This is a genomic window from Acinetobacter sp. ANC 5414, from assembly GCF_013004295.1.
In the GTDB taxonomy this organism is placed as follows: domain Bacteria; phylum Pseudomonadota; class Gammaproteobacteria; order Pseudomonadales; family Moraxellaceae; genus Acinetobacter.
In genome coordinates this window covers 219,268-239,389 of the sequence record NZ_JABERM010000030.1, presented here as the reverse complement: position 1 = coordinate 239,389, position 20,122 = coordinate 219,268, and the positions used below count along the sequence as shown (strand labels likewise).

Annotated in this window: 19 protein-coding genes and 6 pseudogenes; 8 read left to right on the top strand and 17 right to left on the bottom strand. The window is 38.3% G+C overall.

The annotated features are described in order from the left end of the window. A pseudogene (locus HLH18_RS13760) lies at nt 1-117 on the top strand (DDE-type integrase/transposase/recombinase); the annotation flags it as partial. Nucleotides 118-170: 53 nt separating this feature from the next. On the opposite strand, the gene HLH18_RS13755 reads toward HLH18_RS13760, so the two are convergent. From HLH18_RS13755 to HLH18_RS16295, 10 genes and pseudogenes are all read right to left on the bottom strand, one after another. Continuing rightward, on the bottom strand, nt 171-875 hold the full coding sequence (locus HLH18_RS13755) for an IS6 family transposase (RefSeq protein WP_171547275.1): 705 nt from the start codon (nt 873-875) through the stop codon (nt 171-173). Nucleotides 876-1,037: 162 nt separating this feature from the next. Further along, nucleotides 1,038-1,187, bottom strand: a pseudogene (locus HLH18_RS16365) (IS6 family transposase); the annotation flags it as partial. Next, nucleotides 1,184-1,276: pseudogene (locus HLH18_RS16360) on the bottom strand (IS6 family transposase); the annotation flags it as partial. The pseudogenes HLH18_RS16365 and HLH18_RS16360, both read right to left, overlap by 4 nt. A gap of 133 nt (nt 1,277-1,409) precedes the next feature. Then, the gene (locus HLH18_RS13745; RefSeq protein ID WP_171547274.1) at nt 1,410-2,036 is read right to left on the bottom strand and encodes a hypothetical protein; all 627 of its coding nucleotides are present in this window, start codon (nt 2,034-2,036) and stop codon (nt 1,410-1,412) included. A gap of 460 nt (nt 2,037-2,496) precedes the next feature. Then, nucleotides 2,497-3,833 (bottom strand): annotated as a pseudogene (locus HLH18_RS13740) (ISNCY family transposase). 886 nt (nt 3,834-4,719) lie between these two features. Continuing rightward, complete coding sequence (locus HLH18_RS16140; protein ID WP_250852436.1) at nt 4,720-5,286, bottom strand: lipase family protein; 567 nt, start codon at nt 5,284-5,286, stop codon at nt 4,720-4,722. Beyond that, on the bottom strand, nt 5,264-5,458 hold the full coding sequence (locus HLH18_RS16135) for a hypothetical protein (protein WP_250852435.1): 195 nt from the start codon (nt 5,456-5,458) through the stop codon (nt 5,264-5,266). The genes HLH18_RS16140 and HLH18_RS16135 overlap by 23 nt, the downstream gene beginning before the upstream one ends. Before the next feature lie 751 nt (nt 5,459-6,209). Continuing rightward, nucleotides 6,210-7,259, bottom strand: coding sequence for an MBL fold metallo-hydrolase (locus tag HLH18_RS13730; protein WP_171547273.1), 1,050 nt, complete (start codon nt 7,257-7,259; stop codon nt 6,210-6,212). A gap of 108 nt (nt 7,260-7,367) precedes the next feature. Further along, a pseudogene (locus HLH18_RS13725) lies at nt 7,368-7,559 on the bottom strand (IS3 family transposase); the annotation flags it as partial. Between the two features lie 202 nt (nt 7,560-7,761). Then, nucleotides 7,762-8,067, bottom strand: coding sequence for an FtsX-like permease family protein (locus HLH18_RS16295; protein ID WP_350643444.1), 306 nt, complete (start codon nt 8,065-8,067; stop codon nt 7,762-7,764). A 61-nt stretch (nt 8,068-8,128) separates the two neighbouring features. Between HLH18_RS16295 and HLH18_RS16125 the strand changes: the two genes are divergently transcribed. After that, a complete protein-coding gene (locus HLH18_RS16125) occupies nt 8,129-8,380 on the top strand; it encodes a hypothetical protein (protein ID WP_250852433.1) in 252 nt (83 codons plus the stop codon). Between the two features lie 203 nt (nt 8,381-8,583). Here HLH18_RS16125 and HLH18_RS13715 read toward each other — a convergent pair. Beyond that, nucleotides 8,584-9,102, bottom strand: a pseudogene (locus HLH18_RS13715) (Fic family protein); the annotation flags it as partial. 203 nt (nt 9,103-9,305) lie between these two features. Here HLH18_RS13715 and HLH18_RS13710 point away from each other — a divergent pair. Next, nucleotides 9,306-9,986, top strand: a complete 681-nt coding sequence (locus tag HLH18_RS13710; RefSeq protein ID WP_171547272.1) for a cupin domain-containing protein — start codon at nt 9,306-9,308, stop codon at nt 9,984-9,986. A gap of 46 nt (nt 9,987-10,032) precedes the next feature. Here HLH18_RS13710 and HLH18_RS13705 read toward each other — a convergent pair whose 3' ends face one another. After that, nucleotides 10,033-10,968 (bottom strand): LysR family transcriptional regulator, encoded by a 936-nt coding sequence (locus HLH18_RS13705; RefSeq protein ID WP_171547271.1) that lies wholly within the window; start codon nt 10,966-10,968, stop codon nt 10,033-10,035. Between the two features lie 106 nt (nt 10,969-11,074). Between HLH18_RS13705 and HLH18_RS13700 the strand changes: the two genes are divergently transcribed. From HLH18_RS13700 to HLH18_RS13685, 4 genes are read left to right on the top strand one after another with little or no spacing between them, the layout of a single operon-like run. Then, nucleotides 11,075-12,235, top strand: coding sequence for an acyl-CoA dehydrogenase family protein (locus HLH18_RS13700; protein WP_171547270.1), 1,161 nt, complete (start codon nt 11,075-11,077; stop codon nt 12,233-12,235). A 15-nt stretch (nt 12,236-12,250) separates the two neighbouring features. Next, complete coding sequence (locus tag HLH18_RS13695; RefSeq protein ID WP_171547269.1) at nt 12,251-13,072, top strand: HpcH/HpaI aldolase/citrate lyase family protein; 822 nt, start codon at nt 12,251-12,253, stop codon at nt 13,070-13,072. Nucleotides 13,073-13,108: 36 nt separating this feature from the next. After that, complete coding sequence (locus tag HLH18_RS13690; protein ID WP_171547268.1) at nt 13,109-13,945, top strand: HTD2 family dehydratase; 837 nt, start codon at nt 13,109-13,111, stop codon at nt 13,943-13,945. Nucleotides 13,946-13,987: 42 nt separating this feature from the next. Further along, nucleotides 13,988-15,178 carry a CaiB/BaiF CoA transferase family protein gene (locus HLH18_RS13685; protein WP_171547267.1) on the top strand — a complete coding sequence of 397 codons (1,191 nt, stop codon included), beginning with the start codon at nt 13,988-13,990 and terminating at the stop codon, nt 15,176-15,178. Between the two features lie 255 nt (nt 15,179-15,433). Here the strand turns inward: HLH18_RS13685 and HLH18_RS13680 are convergent, their stop codons facing one another. From HLH18_RS13680 to pcaD, 3 genes are all read right to left on the bottom strand, one after another. Then, entirely contained in the window at nt 15,434-16,087 is a 654-nt protein-coding gene (locus tag HLH18_RS13680; protein ID WP_171547266.1) for a 3-oxoacid CoA-transferase subunit B, read from the bottom strand. Beyond that, entirely contained in the window at nt 16,084-16,767 is a 684-nt protein-coding gene (locus tag HLH18_RS13675; RefSeq protein WP_171547289.1) for a 3-oxoacid CoA-transferase subunit A, read from the bottom strand. The genes HLH18_RS13680 and HLH18_RS13675 overlap by 4 nt, the downstream gene beginning before the upstream one ends. 62 nt (nt 16,768-16,829) lie before the next feature. Further along, a complete protein-coding gene (pcaD, locus tag HLH18_RS13670) occupies nt 16,830-17,579 on the bottom strand; it encodes a 3-oxoadipate enol-lactonase (RefSeq protein WP_171547265.1) in 750 nt (249 codons plus the stop codon). Between the two features lie 113 nt (nt 17,580-17,692). Between pcaD and HLH18_RS13665 the strand changes: the two genes are divergently transcribed. Next, nucleotides 17,693-18,577 carry a LysR family transcriptional regulator gene (locus tag HLH18_RS13665; protein WP_171547264.1) on the top strand — a complete coding sequence of 295 codons (885 nt, stop codon included), beginning with the start codon at nt 17,693-17,695 and terminating at the stop codon, nt 18,575-18,577. Between the two features lie 42 nt (nt 18,578-18,619). Here HLH18_RS13665 and catC read toward each other — a convergent pair whose 3' ends face one another. Both catC and HLH18_RS13655 read right to left on the bottom strand, forming a co-directional pair. Further along, nucleotides 18,620-18,901: a muconolactone Delta-isomerase gene (catC, locus tag HLH18_RS13660; RefSeq protein WP_057049622.1), complete on the bottom strand. Its 282-nt coding sequence runs from the start codon at nt 18,899-18,901 to the stop codon at nt 18,620-18,622. A gap of 14 nt (nt 18,902-18,915) precedes the next feature. Further along, complete coding sequence (locus HLH18_RS13655) at nt 18,916-20,121, bottom strand: acetyl-CoA C-acyltransferase (RefSeq protein ID WP_171547263.1); 1,206 nt, start codon at nt 20,119-20,121, stop codon at nt 18,916-18,918. Nucleotide 20,122 lies beyond the last annotated feature (1 nt).

Genomic DNA, 20,122 nt, shown 5'->3' with positions numbered 1-20,122 from the left:
AACCAACTGTGGGTCACTGATATTACTTATATTCGTACTCATGAGGGATGGCTGTATCTTGCAATTGTAATTGACCTGTTTTCTCGTCTTGTTGTGGGCTGGTCGATGAAATCCAGAAGGCACTGTTGCAAATACGGATCTGAGTCTATGATATTGCCTTTAAAAAGTGCTTAAAGACCGAAAACCCTGTTGATTAGATACACTTCACCCTGAGGTTGACCATAATAAAATGACGAAGCTTGTCCTTTACGTAGTGCACGCATGACTTCAATACCTTTAATTGTGGCATAAGCCGTCTTCATGGATTTGAATCCTAACGTGGCCCTGATGATCCGCTTTAGCTTGCCATGATCACATTCAATCACGTTGTTTTTGTACTTAACCTGCCTGTGCTCAAGGTCTGGTGGACATTTCCCTTCCCGTTTTAACCGTGATAAAGCACCTGCATATGTGGGTGCTTTATCCGTGTTGACCACCCGGGGAATTTGCCACTTCTTCACATTATTTAAAAATTTTCCCAGAAAACAATAGGCTGATTTGGTATTACGTCTAGAAGAAAGGTAAAAATCAATGGTATAGCCACGTTGATCGACTGCACGATACAGATAAGTCCATCGTCCATTCACTTTTACATAAGTTTCATCAATATGCCATGAGCTCAGATCTGTAGGATTACGCCAATACCAGCGTAAGCGTTTTTCTATTTCAGGAGCATAACGTTGAACCCAACGGTAAATAGTAGTGTGATCAACATTCACACCACGTTCGGCAAGCATTTCCTGAAGTTCACGATAGCTAATGCCATATTTACAATACCAGCGAACAGCCCAAAGGATGATTTCACCCTGAAAATGCCGACCATGGAAAGGATTCATGTGCTGCACCTTTAAATAAAACAGTCTTCAGCTTACCATTCGTGGTTATTTGCAACAGTGCCGGATTATCTTGGCCTGAGGGAATCAGTTTTCGCGAGCCCAGATTTATAGGCGCTGTTGCAAATAGAGATTTGAGTTGATGATGTTCCTTTTAAAAAGTGCTTAAAGACCAAAAACCTTATTCACTAGATACACTTCACCCTGAGGCTGACCATAATAAAATGACGAAGCTTGTCCTTTACGTAGTGCACGCATGACTTCAATACCTTTAATTGTGGCATAAGCCGTTTTCATGGATTTGAATCCTAAAGTTCACGATAGCTAATGCCATATTTACAATACCAGCGTACAGCCCAAAGAATGATTTCGCCCTGAAAATGCCAACCATGGAAAGGATTCATGTGCTGCACCTTTAGCTAAAACAGTCTTTAGCTTACCATCAGTGGCTATTTGCAACAGTGCCTTTCGGTCTCTAAGGTTTTTTGAAGGGAATATCATCGACTCAGATCCCTATTTGCAATAGTGCCAAAACGGTTATTTAACAAAATTGGCTATTGGATAGCTGTTTTTGAGACATGGAGCAGGAAATTTTGCGTATTTTTCACAATTAATGTGGCCATCTGTGTCCAGCGAAAATGTTGAGCCTGTACGTATGCCGACCTTATATTTCTCGTTAATTTTCTTGCGATGGCGAGTGTTAAATAAAATATGGTCTGAAGCGTTCATGAACTTGGTTAGCTTTTCAGATTCGGCAGGATACTTTTCCTTGTAGCGAATGTGGCAGTTCAGTATTTCGCTAAACATGACCTTTTCCTGATCATAGCTCTGCGCTGAATAAAGCTGAGTATTGAGAGCATAATGATTCATCGCAAAAGCTTTCACTTCTGGTTGAACAAATGTCTGATTAATATAGTGCTCAACATCATCCCTAACATTATTCTTATTTTTATCCTCACCCAAATACGAGTCGGTTTTATCCAAATTAATACCCAAGCGATCTGGGAATGCGATCTTATAACCATAGTACCCAACAACCACTGGCAATGCCACAAACCCCAAGATCATAGAACTTAAATTTTTGACCGGGCTTATTGAGATCACTTGAGATTGAACTGGTGGTGGCAGTTTTTGGGGAGATTCTGCATATGTAAAAGATGACATCAATGCCAGTATTAGAGGAATTATTACGAACATGATCATATGTTTAATGATAGCTTGGAACCACTATACCAATTTTCCTCAACGCAATTGACTATAGGCGTTAATTTTAGAGATTTCCTCACCATCAAGTAACAAACTCACCAATGCTGAAAGATATTTCCCTAAGGATTGTGGTTACTCCGTTGCTGATCTCAATTCATGCTGATTGCATCCTGCCCAGATAAAAAAGCATTAAAAAAAGAGTAAAAATGAGAGCAATGACTGTTCACCTGGGCTTATTAAAATCGTGGAATATTGATTAAATAGTAAGCGTGTAACGTGATAAATCATAAAAAAAGCCCAGAACGGTGTGTTTGGGCTTTTCATATCAGCATAAAACTATGATTTATAAGAAATAAAAATTAGCTGTTATTCACCAATTAAAATGTCTATGCGATAAACCATTTAAAATGTCCTGTTTTTAACGATAAGAGTCAAGCACAGGATTTAAATTTCTTTGTTCAATAACAGCTTTCTGAGCTTTACGACTTGGCATATTTTTGTTTGTTCGTGAACGTTTATTCTGTTTTTCCAACGCTTCATGCTGTTGCTGAATATGGTTAAGAACAGCACCTAATCTTTTATTCTCAACCACTTAATTCTGCTGTAGTCTAGCCAGTTTATTGAAGATGCTGTAGTTGAGCTTTCGTCCTTCATGCATGAGGGTCACAGTACCATCCGGGTACTCGAGAAAGGAAATATATTGCCCAACAAGCTTATGATTCTGCGCTCTTGGCTCAAGCATATAAATACACTTGTCATAAGAGATGGTCAGGTTCTTCGTGACCTTACGTGGTTCCTGCCAGGTAAAAATATCATCCAGTTCAGCATCAGACTCTGTTATGGGACGATGTAAGTTCTTCGAATTTCGCGCATACTTGGCAAACTTATGATTGAACTGCTCAATGAAGCAGGGCAACCAGGCATTGGCTTGTGCAATCGAACTGATGTCTTCTAGCCGCATCTCCTTGATCAGACGGTCCTGAAGTGTTGTCCTGTTGGCGTGTTCAACACGACCTTTGGCTTGCGGTGAGTTGGCGAAGATAATATCAATGTTTAACTCGTTAAGAATCCGGCCAAATTGCGTGATTTGGCTGTCTTGCCTAGATTTCTGGTTGACTCTGAATACCGAATGTTTGTCGCTGTAAAAGGCTAGAGGCTTGCCATATTGCTCAATATAAGCTCGGGTGGAAAGCATATAATCAAAGGTCGTTTCAGCCTCACAAAAGCGCAGATGTAACAGCTTTCCAGTGGCGTCATCAATATAAACCAGCAAGCAGCATTTGGCAGCTCGTCCTTCAAACCAGTCATGATATGAGCCATCAATCTGGATCAACTCACCGAAGCAATCACGGTTGTATCGAGGCTGATATGGACGTTTTAGTCGCTTGGATAGAGGAATCCAGAGCTCATTGGCATCATCCAGCGACGAACCGTTTCTACCGGGATATGCAGGCCAAACATACTGCTGAGCTTCTCATGAGCCAATGTAGGACCAAAGCCAAGCAAATGTTCAGAAATAATGGCAAGGCATTCTGATTTTAACAGGTCGTCATGGCGACGATGACCCGGTTGACCACGGCTGGCATGCATCAGACCTGAAGTACCATCTTGATTGAGCTTCTGTAATAACCGGGTAATTTGACGGGTTGAAAGATTCAGAATTTCAGCAGCACGGACTTGTGTAATACGTTGATCTCGAACGTCTTGCAGGACGGCAAGACGTTGTATTTCCTTGTCAGACATAGTGATCAACATCTCTAATTTATATCCAGCCCATGGTGTTGATGCGCATCATAGACCAGACATTTTTATTGGTGAGAATATAGACACTTTAAATGGGTTCTAATAAAAATGATTTCGTATAATATAGATTATGTTAAATTAAAATACATCTGATTATAACTTCATAGTTCTCTTTCTCCAACAAGAATTCAAAAACTTAAGCAATTTCTGTTTTGCTTTTAAAATATTATATGTTGACCTTAAGAATACTTCATAAACTTTACTATGTTTGCTTTAAAGACAATTAAGTTAACAAAAAGTTTCAAACGAAAATCAACTAATTTTATTGTCTAATAAGCATTCCTGTTGTCCATGTTTTATCTTTCTCATGTAGCTCAAGATCGTAGTGCCCACCTTTTATACTCAGATTACAGAGCTCAGCTTTTCCTATACGGTATTAATGTATTCACTGAGCGTGAGTTGAAGTCAGACATTATGGCTAAAAAATGGAGTTATTCGAGAGTATAAGATAGGTCATTCTGATTTAAGGGATGAGAGGCCCTCGATAAAATCCGAGGAGCTCTGGTTGTAAGTTTTACCTTACAAAGGCTTAGTTGTATAAACATTTATAATGTGTATATTTTTAAAATATTTTCAATTTTAATATAAAATCAAAAAGTTAATTATTTAAAAACAAAGCCAGTCGAAACTAAAACATTTTTTCCTCTGATAAAACAATTACTCAGGGAATTCCTAAAATTGTTTTTCCTACATGTACATCATCCAAATAACCCACAATATGGTGGGGTTGAAAATATTGAGTATTTGCTCTTAAGTTTTTGATTTCTGGGCTGACATTGAAGGGAGGATTAGATAATAAATAAGCTGAAACAAAATCATCAGCTGCATAGAAATTAATCTAGTCTCCTATTAATGCCGCCGGTTTATCTCGATGTTCAAAAAAATTATAGAAAATGGGAATGCCTAAAGGCGACCCTAAACTGACAAATCGGGCAATTTTAAACTGGGATTCCAAATGTTGCAGTGCATCAAGACATGCCACACTACCTAAAGAATGCCCCACCAAGACAATTTCCTCATCGGCCTCTTCTTTGATTTTGCTCAACAGTAATTTCCTGATTTCCATTCGATATTGTTCATTATGTAAAAACAGATTAGCTTCTTTAGCAAAGAGCTTGAGAACCCAGGTATGCAATTTTTGATAGTGACTGGTAATTTTTACAATTGCTTTAGCAAATCGATCCGTTAATGCAGTAGGAGATAAAATACTTTTAAGGTTTTTGGATATGGCATCAATGGATAACTGATCTTGATAACCGATATTGGCTTCTCCCTCAATTTGTTCAGCGATATTAATGAGAACTTGCTGTTCATTGGAACATAACTCTCCAGTATTTTCTAAAAAAGCATGTAAGCCTCTGGTTTGTAAATCTAATAACGATTTATAAGAAACTGGTTTTCGCATATATTTTTTTAACGAGATCACCGTAAAACACCAATTCAAATTTTGCGTTACCTAGAACATCAGGGATCTGCGCTTGAAAAATTCCTTCTAAAAATGCGTCAATCCATATCTTTTTTAGCGTTTCTGGATACTTATCAGACTGGTTAATACCATGGACCATGATGATTTTCATTATTCTCTCCTTTTAATTTTTATTTAATCCTTTACCACCTAAGCTGCAAAATAAATACGCTTTTTGTTAGGGTGTGTTGAACATTCATAATTTCAACCAAAGATAAGCACAGACTAAAACAACCTAGCCTCCGTAAAACGGACGGTTAAATCATTAGACTTTTTTCATAATCATTTTTTAATAACAATGAGCTATTCGTAAAGCTAAACTAAAAATAGATTTCAGCAGGTATTAGATTTATGAGCGTGGCAGTCCAATATGAGGATATCGCGAGTCTAGGATAATGGGAGCAGTCCAGATTAAATGCTCATAACACGGCAGTTTACAGAAGGCTGTTAAATAGACTTGCCTCAGCATTTGATAGAATGCTTTGAAATTATTGATTTGTGACTGCTTGAACCAAACTGATTCTAAAAGATGGTCCAATTACTCGCTTAATGAATAAAGTTGGAATGGTCAAGCCAGACAATACACCTTACAGTTTCGGTAAATGCCTATTTGCACGATGTACTAACTAAAAGACTACCCACGCAGAAAATGAGCCAAATTGAAGAGTTGCTGGCACACTGGTGGAAACCTGCTTGAGTCAAGCGGGTTTCACCGATGTTTACTCATTGGTGATGTCCAATGAGAGCTTTTTTATTCTGCTAAAACAAAAACCGGTGTTTTTATATAAAATTTATTCACACAAAAAACTTTGGATTTTTGGCTTAGGAATTGTCTAGATCGAAATAAAGATGACTTAGAAAAATTAAGGTGTGTAAGTCTCTATTTTAGTAGGCGTTAATAAAAAACTCATTAAGTCTCGACCCACTACTAATGGACCTTGATAATTTACCTTAGTCCGTTGGATTAACACCTCATCAGGAATACCAATAATTTTAGACGAAACTCCATTTACAATGTGACTATATACTGCCATTTTAGGTTTAGTTTGATTAAAAATTTCACCTGCCTCTCGAGGATTAGTATGATGAGCATACACTTGTGGCACGGCATGAATATCTTGAAACTCTGCTACTTCATGTATCAATAAATCAACACCTTTGCCATATTTAAGCACATTAGCAGTGGGAATTGTATCACCACTTATCACTACTGAACGCCCAGCATAATCCACCCTATAACCTAGGGCAGGTTGAATCGCACCATGATGGTCATGTTCAACTTTAAAGGCAGTGACGACTACGCCATTTTGATTAAAAACAACACCGCCTTCAGCAGGAAATTCATGAGCAACAATATTAGTGGTATCTTTTTTTAGCTCACCATCTGCTACTCTCACTCGAATATCATCTGCATGGGCTATCTTCAACCCTTCTACTAAAGCAAGGACGCCAGTTGGTCCATATACATTAAAATCACCTTGACGACCTCCAAAAGCAGGTATATATCCTGTCATCCACATATCACTAAGACCATTTACATGGTCGGAATGATAATGGGTTAAAAAAACACCATCCACCTTTCCTAGCGGTATACCTGCTTGGGTTAAACGAATGACTGCTCCTCGCCCTGCATCAAAAACAAGATTATATCCTCCAGCTTGTACCAATGTAGACATACCAAAACGTTGTTCACTAGGTACAGGACTACCTGTTCCCAATAAAGTTACACGCATTTCATCTTTATTTGGAGAAATACGGGCAGGATGAGTGCTCGCAAGATGCAAGTATTCATTATTACTCGTTACTGCTTTGCTCCTACCTTGTGAAACAGATGTAGGGGTATGAACACAGGCAGTTAATAGTAAAGGTAGAATAAGACCAGAAGCTGCTGTTACTATTGATTTTTTATTCATAACTTATCCTTGTTTAGCTCTTAAATACTGAGACTGAAATCTTGTATCATTCATTGTATGACTTACTCAGAAATAGATTGTCACCATTCTCCTAGACAGGAGGTAACCTCATTTTGAAGCTGCATCAAATGCTTCTGGGCTCATTCCGTCGAGATGAGAATGATGCCTGATTCGATTGTAAAACATCTCGATATAATCAAACACATCCGCACGAGCCATTTCTCGTGTTTTATAGATTCTCTTTTTAATTCTGTCCTTCTTTAAGCTGCTAAAAAAGGATGCTTAAACAGCATTGTCCCATGAGCTGCGACTAAAAGGTAAGCATCCGGTGAATCCCCACTTTTTCTAGCTGTTTAGTACCTCGATAGTGTCCACTATCAATTTAAGTGGGAATTTAAAAAGTATTCCTTCAATGGCATTTAAATTTAAGCTTATCCGAAAAGCCCATTCAATTATCTTTGCTTCCATATCTACCTAACCATGGAAATTTAACAAACTCCACTCAACGTCCAGAAAATACTTGGCGTGGTTCCAGCTTCAATACAGGGCGCACGCTCAACGCAGCGGCAACCACGCAAACCAGTACAACAGTTATAGCACCCAGCAAAGGCATGAACCACATCATTCGAAACGGATACCCAGCCATGATTGCCAACTGCCCTATAATGGCACAGAGCCCAAGCCCGAGACCAGTTCCAAGCAGCCCGCATAGACGGGTCTGGGCGAACACCATCGTCAAAAGAAGTCTCGGTGTGGCACCCATCGCACTTAGTACAGCATAATTACGCAGGTTTTCGTTGGTGAACATGTAGAGCATTACTCCTGTTACGCCAAAGCCGACTGACATAGCCAAAGTAAGCATTGCTGCGATGTCACCCACATCTTCAGAGTTAACCAGAAACCAATCAACCGTATCTGATTTAAACGCTGCAGACGTACGCGCACGCAAACCCATTGCCGACTCAATGCGCATCGCTAAGTCTTCGGGAACCACCTTTGGTGCAGCGGTTACAAGCATGAATGTGAGCCGACGTCGTTCCGGTGGCAAAATTCGAGTCGCATTCGAAAAAGTCGTATATAGCAGTGGACGCGGTGGGAATCGGGGAAGTCCTTGCGATTGACCGAGAATCCGCACGCTGTGATCATTGACGAGTAATTCATCACCTGTTGTCAGTTCACGGGTGGGCGCATCAAAATCCAATTTGCCATGTGGCGATTGATCTGAACTTTGAAATGAGGTCTCTAACTTACCGCTAGTTCCCCCGCATCAACCACCACGGCATCAGATACTCTCAGCAAGCTAGGCATCACATCATCTTGGATGGATGGCATCGTAATAAGCTTTTTGGTTTTGATAAATCAAGCTTTCTACAGGTATATTGAGAAAAATCGGATTCCACTGGCTTAAGGTTAAAGTTTGCCATAAACGCCCCATACGCCCGTTGCCATCAGCAAATGGGTGTATAAACTTAAACTCATAATGAAATACTAAACTCTGAATTAATGGGTGCTCATCATTGCCTTCAGCAAATGGGTTTCTTGATCAGGATTCCAATTTTGAATTTATACATATGCTTTTAGGGCATTACGGACTTCTTGAACTTCTTTAGGTGGAGCAATCATAGTCTTGCCATTCAGAATCGCTGTGATTTGCTCTGTACTCAAGGTATTCCCTTCAATTGCTAAAAAAGACCCTTGAATCGTTCGAATATGATTGGTTTTTCGCAATTTAAGGCTATCTTGGGTTTGGGTTAATGCAGTCAAACTGCCCTATTGATTCACTCATTTGTGCAATCAAGTGAATAATTTTAGAGGTGATCGTATAAGGCGGTTGATATTTCATGCCATTCCTAATTGATGTAAAAACAAAGCACAGTTTATTAAACTCTAAAATCTTAATATTTCATAGTTTAGTGAGTAATACCTGCTATAAGCATGCTTATATTTTATTTTCTGAAACAGTGAGATAACTAATCGCTATTTCAGAAAATAAACCTATACATTCTCGTTAAAATACATAGTAGTTCTTCACTACAGGACAGGATTATGTTTATTCATGCCGACTTTTCACAACCCGTCATCATCAAGCCAGAGGATTATCATTGGGTGAAATCTCCAGGAGGTGAAGTCGATAGAATGATGCTTGATCGTATTGGTGATGAAAAAGCACGCGCAACTAGTCTTGTGAAATATGCACCAGAATCTACCTTTCCTGAACATCAGCATCCGTTGGGTGAAGAAGTCCTCATCTTGTCAGGCATTTTTACCGAGAATGCTGAAGATGATTATTCGACGGGCTGGTATTTACGTAACCCTCATCGTTCAACTCATCGGGTTTCTAGTAAAGCAGGTTGTTTAATCTTTGTGAAACTGATGCAAATGACTGAACATGAGATAGATCCCACCCGCATTAATACAAATGATCCAGCGAATTGGAAACTTACCGAAGATCGGATGATATGCCCGTTATTTAAATCTGAATATGAGCAAACCTATTTAGAAAAGCTAAAACCTGATCAAATTTTCGTAGAAAAATCAGAACAAGGGATTGAGTTTCTCATTATCAAAGGTCAACTATTTTCCGGCACTGAAATATATCCAGAAGGTTCGTGGGTTCGCCTTCCCATAAATTTTGCTGCTAAATTTCAAGCAGGTCCATCAGGTGCAACTCTTTATGTCAAAACTGGCCATCTACAACATGCTATAGATGTATGGGGAAATAAATAATAATGGGGCGACCTTGTGTCTAGGATACTGAGAGCAGTCCATTATATTAACTTTGATATATCCACTCAGCAGTCGGCCACTTCTTCTCATTAATTGATTGTTCTACACAATTTACAATCTCACGTGAGATGATACGGATATGCTTGGGAATATTTCTAGTTGAATGTACTGCTAAAGTAATCACTCGAGAAAATGCTGGATCTATAATTGGGCTGACTTTTAATAATCCTGACCTAAACTCATTAACCACAGATACCAGAGGTAATATAGTATATCCAAACCCTTGAATAACAAGTTGTTTTTGTATATTCAAATCATTCGTTTCCGCATACACATTTAAATCAGATCCATATTGTTTATAAGCTTGTTCTATTAAAGATCTCAAACGATGAGGATGACAAGGCAAAATTAATGGAAAATTTTCCATATTTTTAAGTTCAAAAAACTTATTTTGTTGTAGTGAGGATTGAGCTGATCCTATTAAAAATAATGGCTCTTTCACTAATGGAGTTAAATCAATTAATTTTGAAGGGGTAGAGTCATACATCAAGGCTAAGTCGATATCCCCTGCCTCGAGCCACTCTTTTAAATGTCCAGAATATCCAACTGAGATTTTAACTTGTACTTCAGGATATTTTTCTTTAATCAAGCTCATGATTAAAGTAGAAAGTAATTCGCTAATACTTGATAACACACCAATATGGACTTTTCCTCTAATAATACCTTTACTTGCAGTTAACTCTAGTTTCGCACTCTCAACATCCTCCAAAATTCTTCTCGCATAGGGTTCAAGAACCTTACCATCATCAGTTAAAGCCATGCCATGACGAGATCGATGAAATAGTTTCACCCCTAATTCTTCTTCCAACATTTGGATTTGGCGTGATACCGCTGGCTGTACAATATTCAACATAGCCGCAGCTTTAGTGAGATTTTCAACTTCTAATATAGTAATAAAAGTTCGTAATTGCTTAATGTCCATTTCAATAGTTTTCTAGCATCCATTCCATCAAAATATACTATTTTTATTTTCAATCCATAGCAATATATGATCAAAAAGAAGAAAAGATCGAAATAAGGATATTCAAATGAAAAGTACCTTTACTAACTACCAAGAAATTCGTGAAGCAGTCCGTTCACTTTGTGCAGAGTTCCCTGCAGAGTACCATCGTAAAATTGACGAAGAGAAAGCATATCCTGAGGAATTCGTCGATGCTTTAACAAGGGCGGGATGGCTTGCTGCGATGATTCCAGAAGAATATGGTGGTTCTGGTTTGGGTCTGACTGAAGCTTCCATTATTATGGAAGAGATTAACCGTAGCGGTGGAAATTCAGGTGCATGTCACGGCCAAATGTACAACATGAGCACTCTATTGCGGAATGGTTCAAAAGCGCAGAAAGAATTGTATTTACCTAAAATAGCAACAGGTGAATGGCGCTTACAATCTATGGGTGTAACTGAACCAACTACGGGAACTGATACCACTAAAATACGTACTACTGCCGTAAAAAAAGGTGACCGTTATGTGGTGAATGGTCAAAAAGTTTGGATCTCAAGAGTCCAACACAGCGACTGGATGATTTTACTTGCCCGTACAACTCCATTGGCAGAAGTGACTAAAAAATCTGAAGGTATGTCAATTTTCATGGTAGATATTAAAGAAGCTATGAAATCTGGCATGGTTGTTCAACCAATTCCAAATATGGTGAACCATGAAACGAACGAATTATTTTTTGAAAATTTAGAAATTCCTGAAGAAAACCTGATCGGTGAAGAAGGTAAAGGTTTTAAATATATTTTAGATGGTTTAAATGCAGAAAGGACCTTAATTGCCGCTGAATGTATTGGTGATGGTTACTGGTTTATGGATAAAGCCACCCAATACGTCAAAGACCGTGTAGTGTTTGGTCGTCCAATTGGGCAAAACCAAGGAGTGCAATTCCCATTAGCAGAAGCTTTTATTGAGGTTGAAGCTGCCAATTTAATGCGTTTCCGAGCATGTGAATTATTTGATCAAGGTCAAGCTTGTGGTGCTGAGGCTAATATGGCGAAATATTTAGCAGCTAAAGCAAGCTGGGAAGCAGCCAACCACTGCTTACAATTCCATGGTGGTTTTGGTTTTGCAAATGAATATGACATTGAGCGTAAATTCCGTGAAACACGTTTATATCAAGTTGCACCTATTTCAACCAACCTAATTTTAAGTTACGTAGCTGAACATTTACTTGATTTACCTCGTTCATTCTAATAAGAGGCAATAAAAATGACTCAACCAACAAAGCCGAATCGTTCTTATTTATTTGTTCCTGCAAACCGTGTTGAGCGTTTTGAAAAAGCTCTCAACACTGGAGCAGATGCAGTCATTATAGATTTAGAAGATGCTGTACCGGTAGAACTGAAAGTTTCAGCACGTGAGATGCTGAAACAGTGGTTAGTTGAGCATCCTGAATATCAAGTTTTGATTCGCGTCAATGCCAAACAAACAACATGGTTTGCAGAAGATATTCAACTTGCCAAGTTTGATAATGTCAGCGCGATTGTCTTACCCAAAACAGAATCTGCGGCAGATTTGGAGGCTATTATCCAACTGCGAAATATTGCAATTTATCCCTTAATTGAAACACCTTTGGGCGTTGCCAATGTACGTGAAATTGCGACTGCGGTAGCAACACGTGCATTAATGTTTGGTTCGATTGATTTTCAATTAGAAATGAATATGCAAGGTTCATATCACGAACTGCTATATTTCCGGAATGAAATTGTTTTAGCTTCCCGCTTGGCGAATATTGAAGCACCTATAGATGGTGTCACTGTAGATTTTAAAGATACTGCTTTAATTCAACTTGAAACTGAACAAGCTAAAAATTTGGGCTTTGCAGGCAAGCTTTGTATCCACCCGAATCAAGTGGAATTAGTAAATCAGGTATTTAGCCCAACGGCTACAGAAATTGAATGGGCAACCCGCGTTTTACAAACTGTTGATGCAGCACAAGGTCAAGCTGTGAGCTTAAATGGCAAGATGATTGATCTGCCCGTAATTCTCAAAGCTCAACAAATTTTACAACAAGCCACTTTTAGCGCTTAAGTGTTGAAGATGAACCATTCAGATAAGGATATCCAAATGAGAAATTTTGATGCGTGGATTGGGAAAAAAGAAATTTCTAACGATTTTAGCTATTCTCGCCCTGTCGCGATGATGCAGGCTTTACTTAATCAAGAACAAAAAAATCTAGCAGAATTACCATATTTATATCATTGGTTTTATTTCCTGCCTATCATCAATGCGGGAGATTTAGCTGAAGATGGTCACCCAAAAAAAGGTGGATTTTTACCTCCTATCCCATTCCCGAAAAGAATGTGGGCAGGTGGTCGTCTGCAATTTTTAAAGCCAATTGCGGTCAATCAAAATATTCGCCGTGAATCTGAAATTGCAAAAATTGAACTCAAACACGGTAAAAGTGGCGATATGTATTTTGTCACGGTAAAACACTCTATTTTTGCAGAAGATGAGCTCGCCATTATTGAAGAACAAGATATTGTTTACCGTGAAGCCAGTAACCAAATAGCAGCCAAAAAACCTGACTCTGCAAAACCAGTTACTGCCAAACCTTATAGCTATAAAAAGCAGTTCCCGATAGATACCGTGACTTTATTCCGTTATTCGGCACTCACCTTTAATGGTCATAAAATTCACTATGATCGTCCTTATGCCACCCAAAAAGAAGGTTATCCAGGCTTAGTAGTCCATGGTCCTTTACTTGCAACTTTATTACTACACACCTTTACCCAAGAACATCCTGAGCAAGAAGTCGCAAGTTTTGAATTCCGCGCACTGAATCCTCTATTTGATTTTAATGTATTTTTCATTTGTGGCGATGTACACACGCAAGATGGTGAACTCTGGATTGAAAAAACTGATGGCCAACTTACAATGCAGGCTAAAGTCACTTTTAAATAAGCAATCCAAACCAAAGTAAGGATCAAATAAAGGAGAAACAACATGCGACCTTTAGAAGGGATTACCGTTATTACTTTGGAACACGCAATTGCAGCACCATTTTGTACTCGCCAACTAGCTGACCTAGGTGCACGTGTCATTAAAATTGAACGTCCCAATGTTGGAGACTTTGCCCGTAAATACGATGAACGTGTCGATGGTATGTCTTCACATTTTGTTTGGACTAATCGCTCTAAAGAAAGCTTAACTTTAGATGTGAAAGCCAAACCTGCACAAGATATTTTAAAACAGCTCATTCAACGTGCCGATGTATTAGTACAAAATCTTGCACCGGGTGCAGCATCACGCTTAGGACTTTCTTATGCGGCATTAAGTGAAATTAATCCTAAAATTATTGTGTGTGATATTTCAGGCTATGGTGATGACTTGGACAATCCAGGTCCTTATCGTGATAAGAAAGCTTATGACTTATTGATTCAAAGCGAATCAGGATTTCTCTCCATCACGGGTACGCCTGATGACTATGTCAAAGCAGGGTGCTCAATTGCTGATATTGCAGCAGGTATGTATGCCTATACCAATATTCTAGCAGCATTACTGGAACGTGAAAAAACATGCAAAGGCAAACGTATTGACGTATCCATGCTTGAAAGCATGACCGAGTGGATGGGGTATCCCCTATATTATACTTTACGTGGTGATTCTGCCCCGCCTCGTACAGGTTCTGCGCATGCTACAATTTACCCTTACGGACCATTTCCAACAGGTGATCACAAAAAAGTGATGCTTGGTATTCAAAATGAACGTGAGTGGCAGGCATTTTGTCAGATTGTTTTAGAACAGCCTGAATTGGCACAACGTGCTGAGTTTATTAACAACACGCAACGTTCTAAACACCGTGACAGCTTAAGACAAATTATTTTGCAAATTTTTGACCAACTGACGCAGTTACAAGTCATAGAACGTTTGGAAAAGGCCAATATTGCCAATGCCAGTGTCAATGAAATGCAAGATGTTTGGCATCATCCACAACTTCAGGCACGACAACGCTGGACCGAAGTCGATACACCAATTGGTAAAGTGCCCACACTGAAACCTGTGGGCTTAAAAGATGAAGTAGATTTTGTGATTAAAGCCGTACCAGATTTAGGGCAAAACTCTGCTCAAATTCTCCAAGAATTAGGCTATACAACTGATGAGATTGAAGGATTCATCACACAATCAATTATTTAATATTTTTTCCTTTTGAAAGTGTTGAAATTTATGCGCAGCAATTTCTAGGAAATACCATACATCACAAGGGTACATTCAACAATGGTGATGTTTTACTACCCAAACTCTTCACTTTAATTCTTTAGGTTATCACTCCTCTAGGGGGGTGATTTTAAAAATAGATAAAATAATAAATTTATAAAAACCTATTAGGTAAATTTTTGTTTGTAATTTTATTCTTAATAAGGATGCTATTTCGATAGCACCCTTAAAAAACTATACTGCCGTTTTTAATTTAGGCTGAATAAGAATAGGGATAAGTTTTTGTAACTCAGTAATAGAAATATCTTTAACAATTTCTATTACTTTTACCCCATCAGGCTCAATCTCAAAAGTTGCATAATCTGTATAAACTCGACTTACACACTCTAGACCTGTTACAGGGTAACTACATTGCTCCAAGAGTTTAGATTCTCCCTTTTTATTTAAAAGCTCCATTATGATATAAACCTTTTTGGCTCCAACAGCTAAATCCATTGCACCACCAACAGCAGGTACAGCATTAGGAGAATCTGTGTGCCAATTAGCTAAATCTCCTTTAGCTGAAACCTGATAAGCGCCAAGTACGCAAATATCTAGATGCCCACCTCTCATCATGCCAAAGGAGTCAGCGTGATGAAAAAATGAAGCCCCAGGCAATAATGCTATTGGCTCTTTACCTGCATTTATGAGATCCCAATCTTCATGTCCCTGTTCTGCCGCAACCCAACGCCCTAAAATCCCATTTTCCGTATGTAGAAAAACTTCTTTATCTGCATCAAAGTGATTAGCGACAAGTGTTGGTAAACCTATTCCTAAATTAACATAAGCCCCTTCTGGAATATCACGTGCTACACGCGCAGCTATTTGATTTCTAATTTCAATGCTCATGCTACTCCCTCCAAAAGTTGATTACGACAGATCAAAGATTTCACAAAAATACCTGGTGTGATTATATGTTCTGGATTTAACTCTCCTAACTCCACAACTTTAGACACAGAAGCAATTGTATGTTTTGCTGCCATAGCCATTACTGGACCAAAATTACGCGCTGCTTTACGATAAGTTAAATTTCCCCATCGATCGCCCAATTCCGCTTTAATCAGAGCCACATCAACATGTATTGGATATTCCAGTACATAATGTCGCCCATCGATACACTTGGTTTCCTTCCCTTCTGCCAATAGAGTGCCATAACCTGTAGGTGTATAAATTGCTCCCAATCCGACACCTGATGCACGCAATCTTTCAGCTAGATTACCTTGAGGAACTAGCTCCAACTCCAATTTTCCTGCCTGATATAGCTCGTCAAACACATAAGAGTGGCTCATACGAGGAAAAGAGCAAATAATTTTGCGTACTTGCCCAGCTTTTAATAAAGCGGCAATTCCTTCCTCATGATTTCCAGCATTATTACTAACTAATGTTAAGTCCTTAGCACCATGCTCAATAAGTGCATTGATTAAATCTTCAGGCTGACCTGCCCCTCCGAATCCACCAATTGCAATTGTTGAACCATCCTTAATTACAGATACCGCCTCATATGCGCTACTTATTATTTTCGAAATCATTGATCTTTCCATAAAAAGAAGGAATAGCCACATAATGTTCTATCCCTTCTAAAAATCATTAATTATGCAAAATTTAAAATTGCATTTTTAAATTCTTCTGGCTGTTCAACATTACCAATATGTGCAGCACCCTTTACAGCAATTAACTCTGCATTAGGAATCGCATTCGCAAGTTCTTGCATGACACTAACAGGTGTTGATAAATCTTCTGTTCCAGCAATTGCTAAAGTAGGACACTTAATTTCACTAAGCTTTGCACGAACATCAAAATCTGCTACAGCTTTGCAAGTATTCGCATACCCAACAGGATTAAAAGTCATCAGCTCATCAAGTAGACTTTGGGCAAAAGGATTCGTTTCTGCTGTCCCTGGATTATACCAACGACTTTTTGTTGCTTCTAAAATAGAATCCAAACCACCCTCTAATACTTTATTTGCACGATCATGCCAGAAAGCAGGTTCGCCAAATTTAGGCGCTGTACAACACAAAATTAGACGTTCAACACGTTCAGGATGCTTGATAGCCAACATTTGACCAATCGCACCACCTAAAGAAAGTCCAGCATACGTAAATTTATCAATATTTAAATGATCAACAACTTCAATTACATCCTCAGCAAATTGTTCAACTGATGATGACTCTAAACCTAAATTTTGAGATTGGCCATGACCTCGGGTATCAAAAGCTACAACAAAAAAATTCTTTGCTAAATCATCTATGATATTGTTCCACATATTAGATGAAGTACCTAATGAGCTTCCTAATACCAATGCCTTATTTCCTTGTTTTCCAAAAGTTTTATAATAAATCATGTGTTCCTCACAATAGTCAATTTGGTATATATCACCACTTATGATTTTGGTTTTTTATGATATATATTCAAATACTATTTTTATATCATCGTCATAGTCAGAGTAGGTCTCAAATGGAATTTAGACTTTTGCGATCTTTTTTAGTTGTTGCAGAAGAACTAAACATTGGTCGGGCAGCAAAGCGTTTATTTATCGCACAACCACCGTTATCGAAACAAATTCAACAATTGGAAGAGGAACTTGGTTGCCAGCTCTTTGAAAGGATCCCTAAAGGACTAAAGCTTACTCCTGAAGGTGAAACACTCGTCATTGAAGCAAAAAAAGTGAAACTAGCATTAGAAAATACTGTTGCTGCCGTTACTAAATCGAATCAAGGAAGTTTAGGGACTGTTAATATTGGTTTTTCGGGTGCGTTACCAAGTACTGTACTCCCCAAATTATTTAGCCAAACTGAAAAACTTTATCCAAACATAAACTTCCAGATTCATCGTAAATCAAACTCAAATCTAGTTTTAGAAAGTGTCGCTAAAGGAGATATTGATGCTGGTATTGTTTTATTACCAATCTCTACTCTAGGTATTTCACATACAGTCATTAGCAAACACAATCTAATCGTAGCATTACCTAAACATCATAAACTGGCACACAAAAAATCTGTTTCAATGCATGAATTAAGGGATGAAAAATTTATTACGAATCATGCATACAAAGGTTCTGTCATTCGTGAAGTTTCAATTAAAGCATGCGTTAATGCTGGATTTAATCCGAATATTTACAAAGAAACAGATGACACTTATGCAATATTAATTTTAGTTGCTGCTGGATTTGGAATTACGCTGACATTAGAAGGGCTGGAAAGTATTCAGTCTTCAGACATAACTTATCTTCCTCTAGAAGACGCTGAATTATGTGTTGAATTAGCAGTAGTATGGCGTGAAGGAAATCCATCAAAGCTTCTCAAAAATGCACTCAATACTCTACCGAAGAATTTATTATAAATAAAAAAACCCACTCAATTGAGTGGGTTTTTTTAGATTACTTTATTTTTTTAGAGCAGAAGGATGTTCTGCTAAAGCAGTCACTTGCATTTCCATATATGGAAATAGCGGAAAGCCTGACAATATTTGATGTAATGCATCATTGGATTCAACATCAAAGATGCTTACGTTTGAAAATTTTCCAACTACACGCCAAATATGAGGAAACTGTCCATTTTTCATAAACTTTTGTCCATATTCACGTTCTTTCGCAATAATATCAGCCCAAACATCCGGATCAATATCATGTGGTTTTTTTACTGTCATTTGAACCATGTATAACATGCTATACCTCTTCCTTAATGGTTAATACTTTTGATAATTGCAGCCATGCCTTGTCCGCCTCCAATACACATTGAAATCAGACCATACGTACCGCATGATGATTGAAGTTCATTAATCAAGGTAGTCATAATACGAGCACCAGTAGCTCCTATTGGATGCCCTAATGAAATCCCTGAACCATTTACATTCAATTTGTTGTAATCGGCTTCACTAAAGTTTAAAGCATGTGTACATGCTAAAAGTTGAGCAGCAAAAGCCTCATTAATTTCGATTCGATCCATATCATTTAAAGTAAGACCTGTGCTGCTTAGTATTTTTTGTATCGCTGGTACAGGACCTATACCCATAGCAGCACTAGGCACACCTGCGATAGACCAATCAACAATTTCAGCTAAAGGTTTAAGCTGTAATTGTTGAACAATTGTCTCACTCGCAATCAAACAAAATGCTGCTGCATCATTTTGCCCAGATGAGTTACCTGCAGTCACTGTTGCATTTGGATCATCTTTATACAATATTGGCTTCAATTTACTTAATTGATCCAATGTTGTATCTGATCTTGGATGTTCATCTGTGTCGATTAATTTGCCTTTAACGTTTAAAGGCAGAATTTCATTTTTAAATTTACCCGTATTTAATGCTTTGCATGCTTTCATGTGACTTTGATAAGCTAGCTCATCTTGGGCTGCACGACTAATATTGAATTGTTTTCTCAAATTTTCAGCCGTCTCAAGCATTCCTCCCTGAATCGGGTTTTTCTGTCCATTTGCATAAATACGTCCATACTTTAGAGAGTCTTTGAGATTAATATCACCAAATCCTCCCCATCTTAATGTCGTACTATAAAAGGGGGCTTGGCTTAAAGATTCAGCTCCTCCAGCAATCACTAAATTAGCTTTACCAGTTTGAATCATCATCATTGCATCAATAATTGCTTGTAAACCAGAAGCACATCGTCGATCTACACTGTACCCACAAACACTATCTGGTAATCCAGCATCTAAAGCTAAAGCCTTTCCAATATTAGCTGCTTCTGCTGTGCCATAACCCTGGCCCACAATCAACTCATCTAGATGTTTAGCAATTTCTGTATTCTTTGAAACTATATGCTGGATTAATGGAACTGCTAAATCTAGTGGGCTTAAGCTTTTAAAAACACCACCCATTTTCCCAATTGGAGTACGAATTGCATCACAAATATATACTTTGGTATTTTTCATA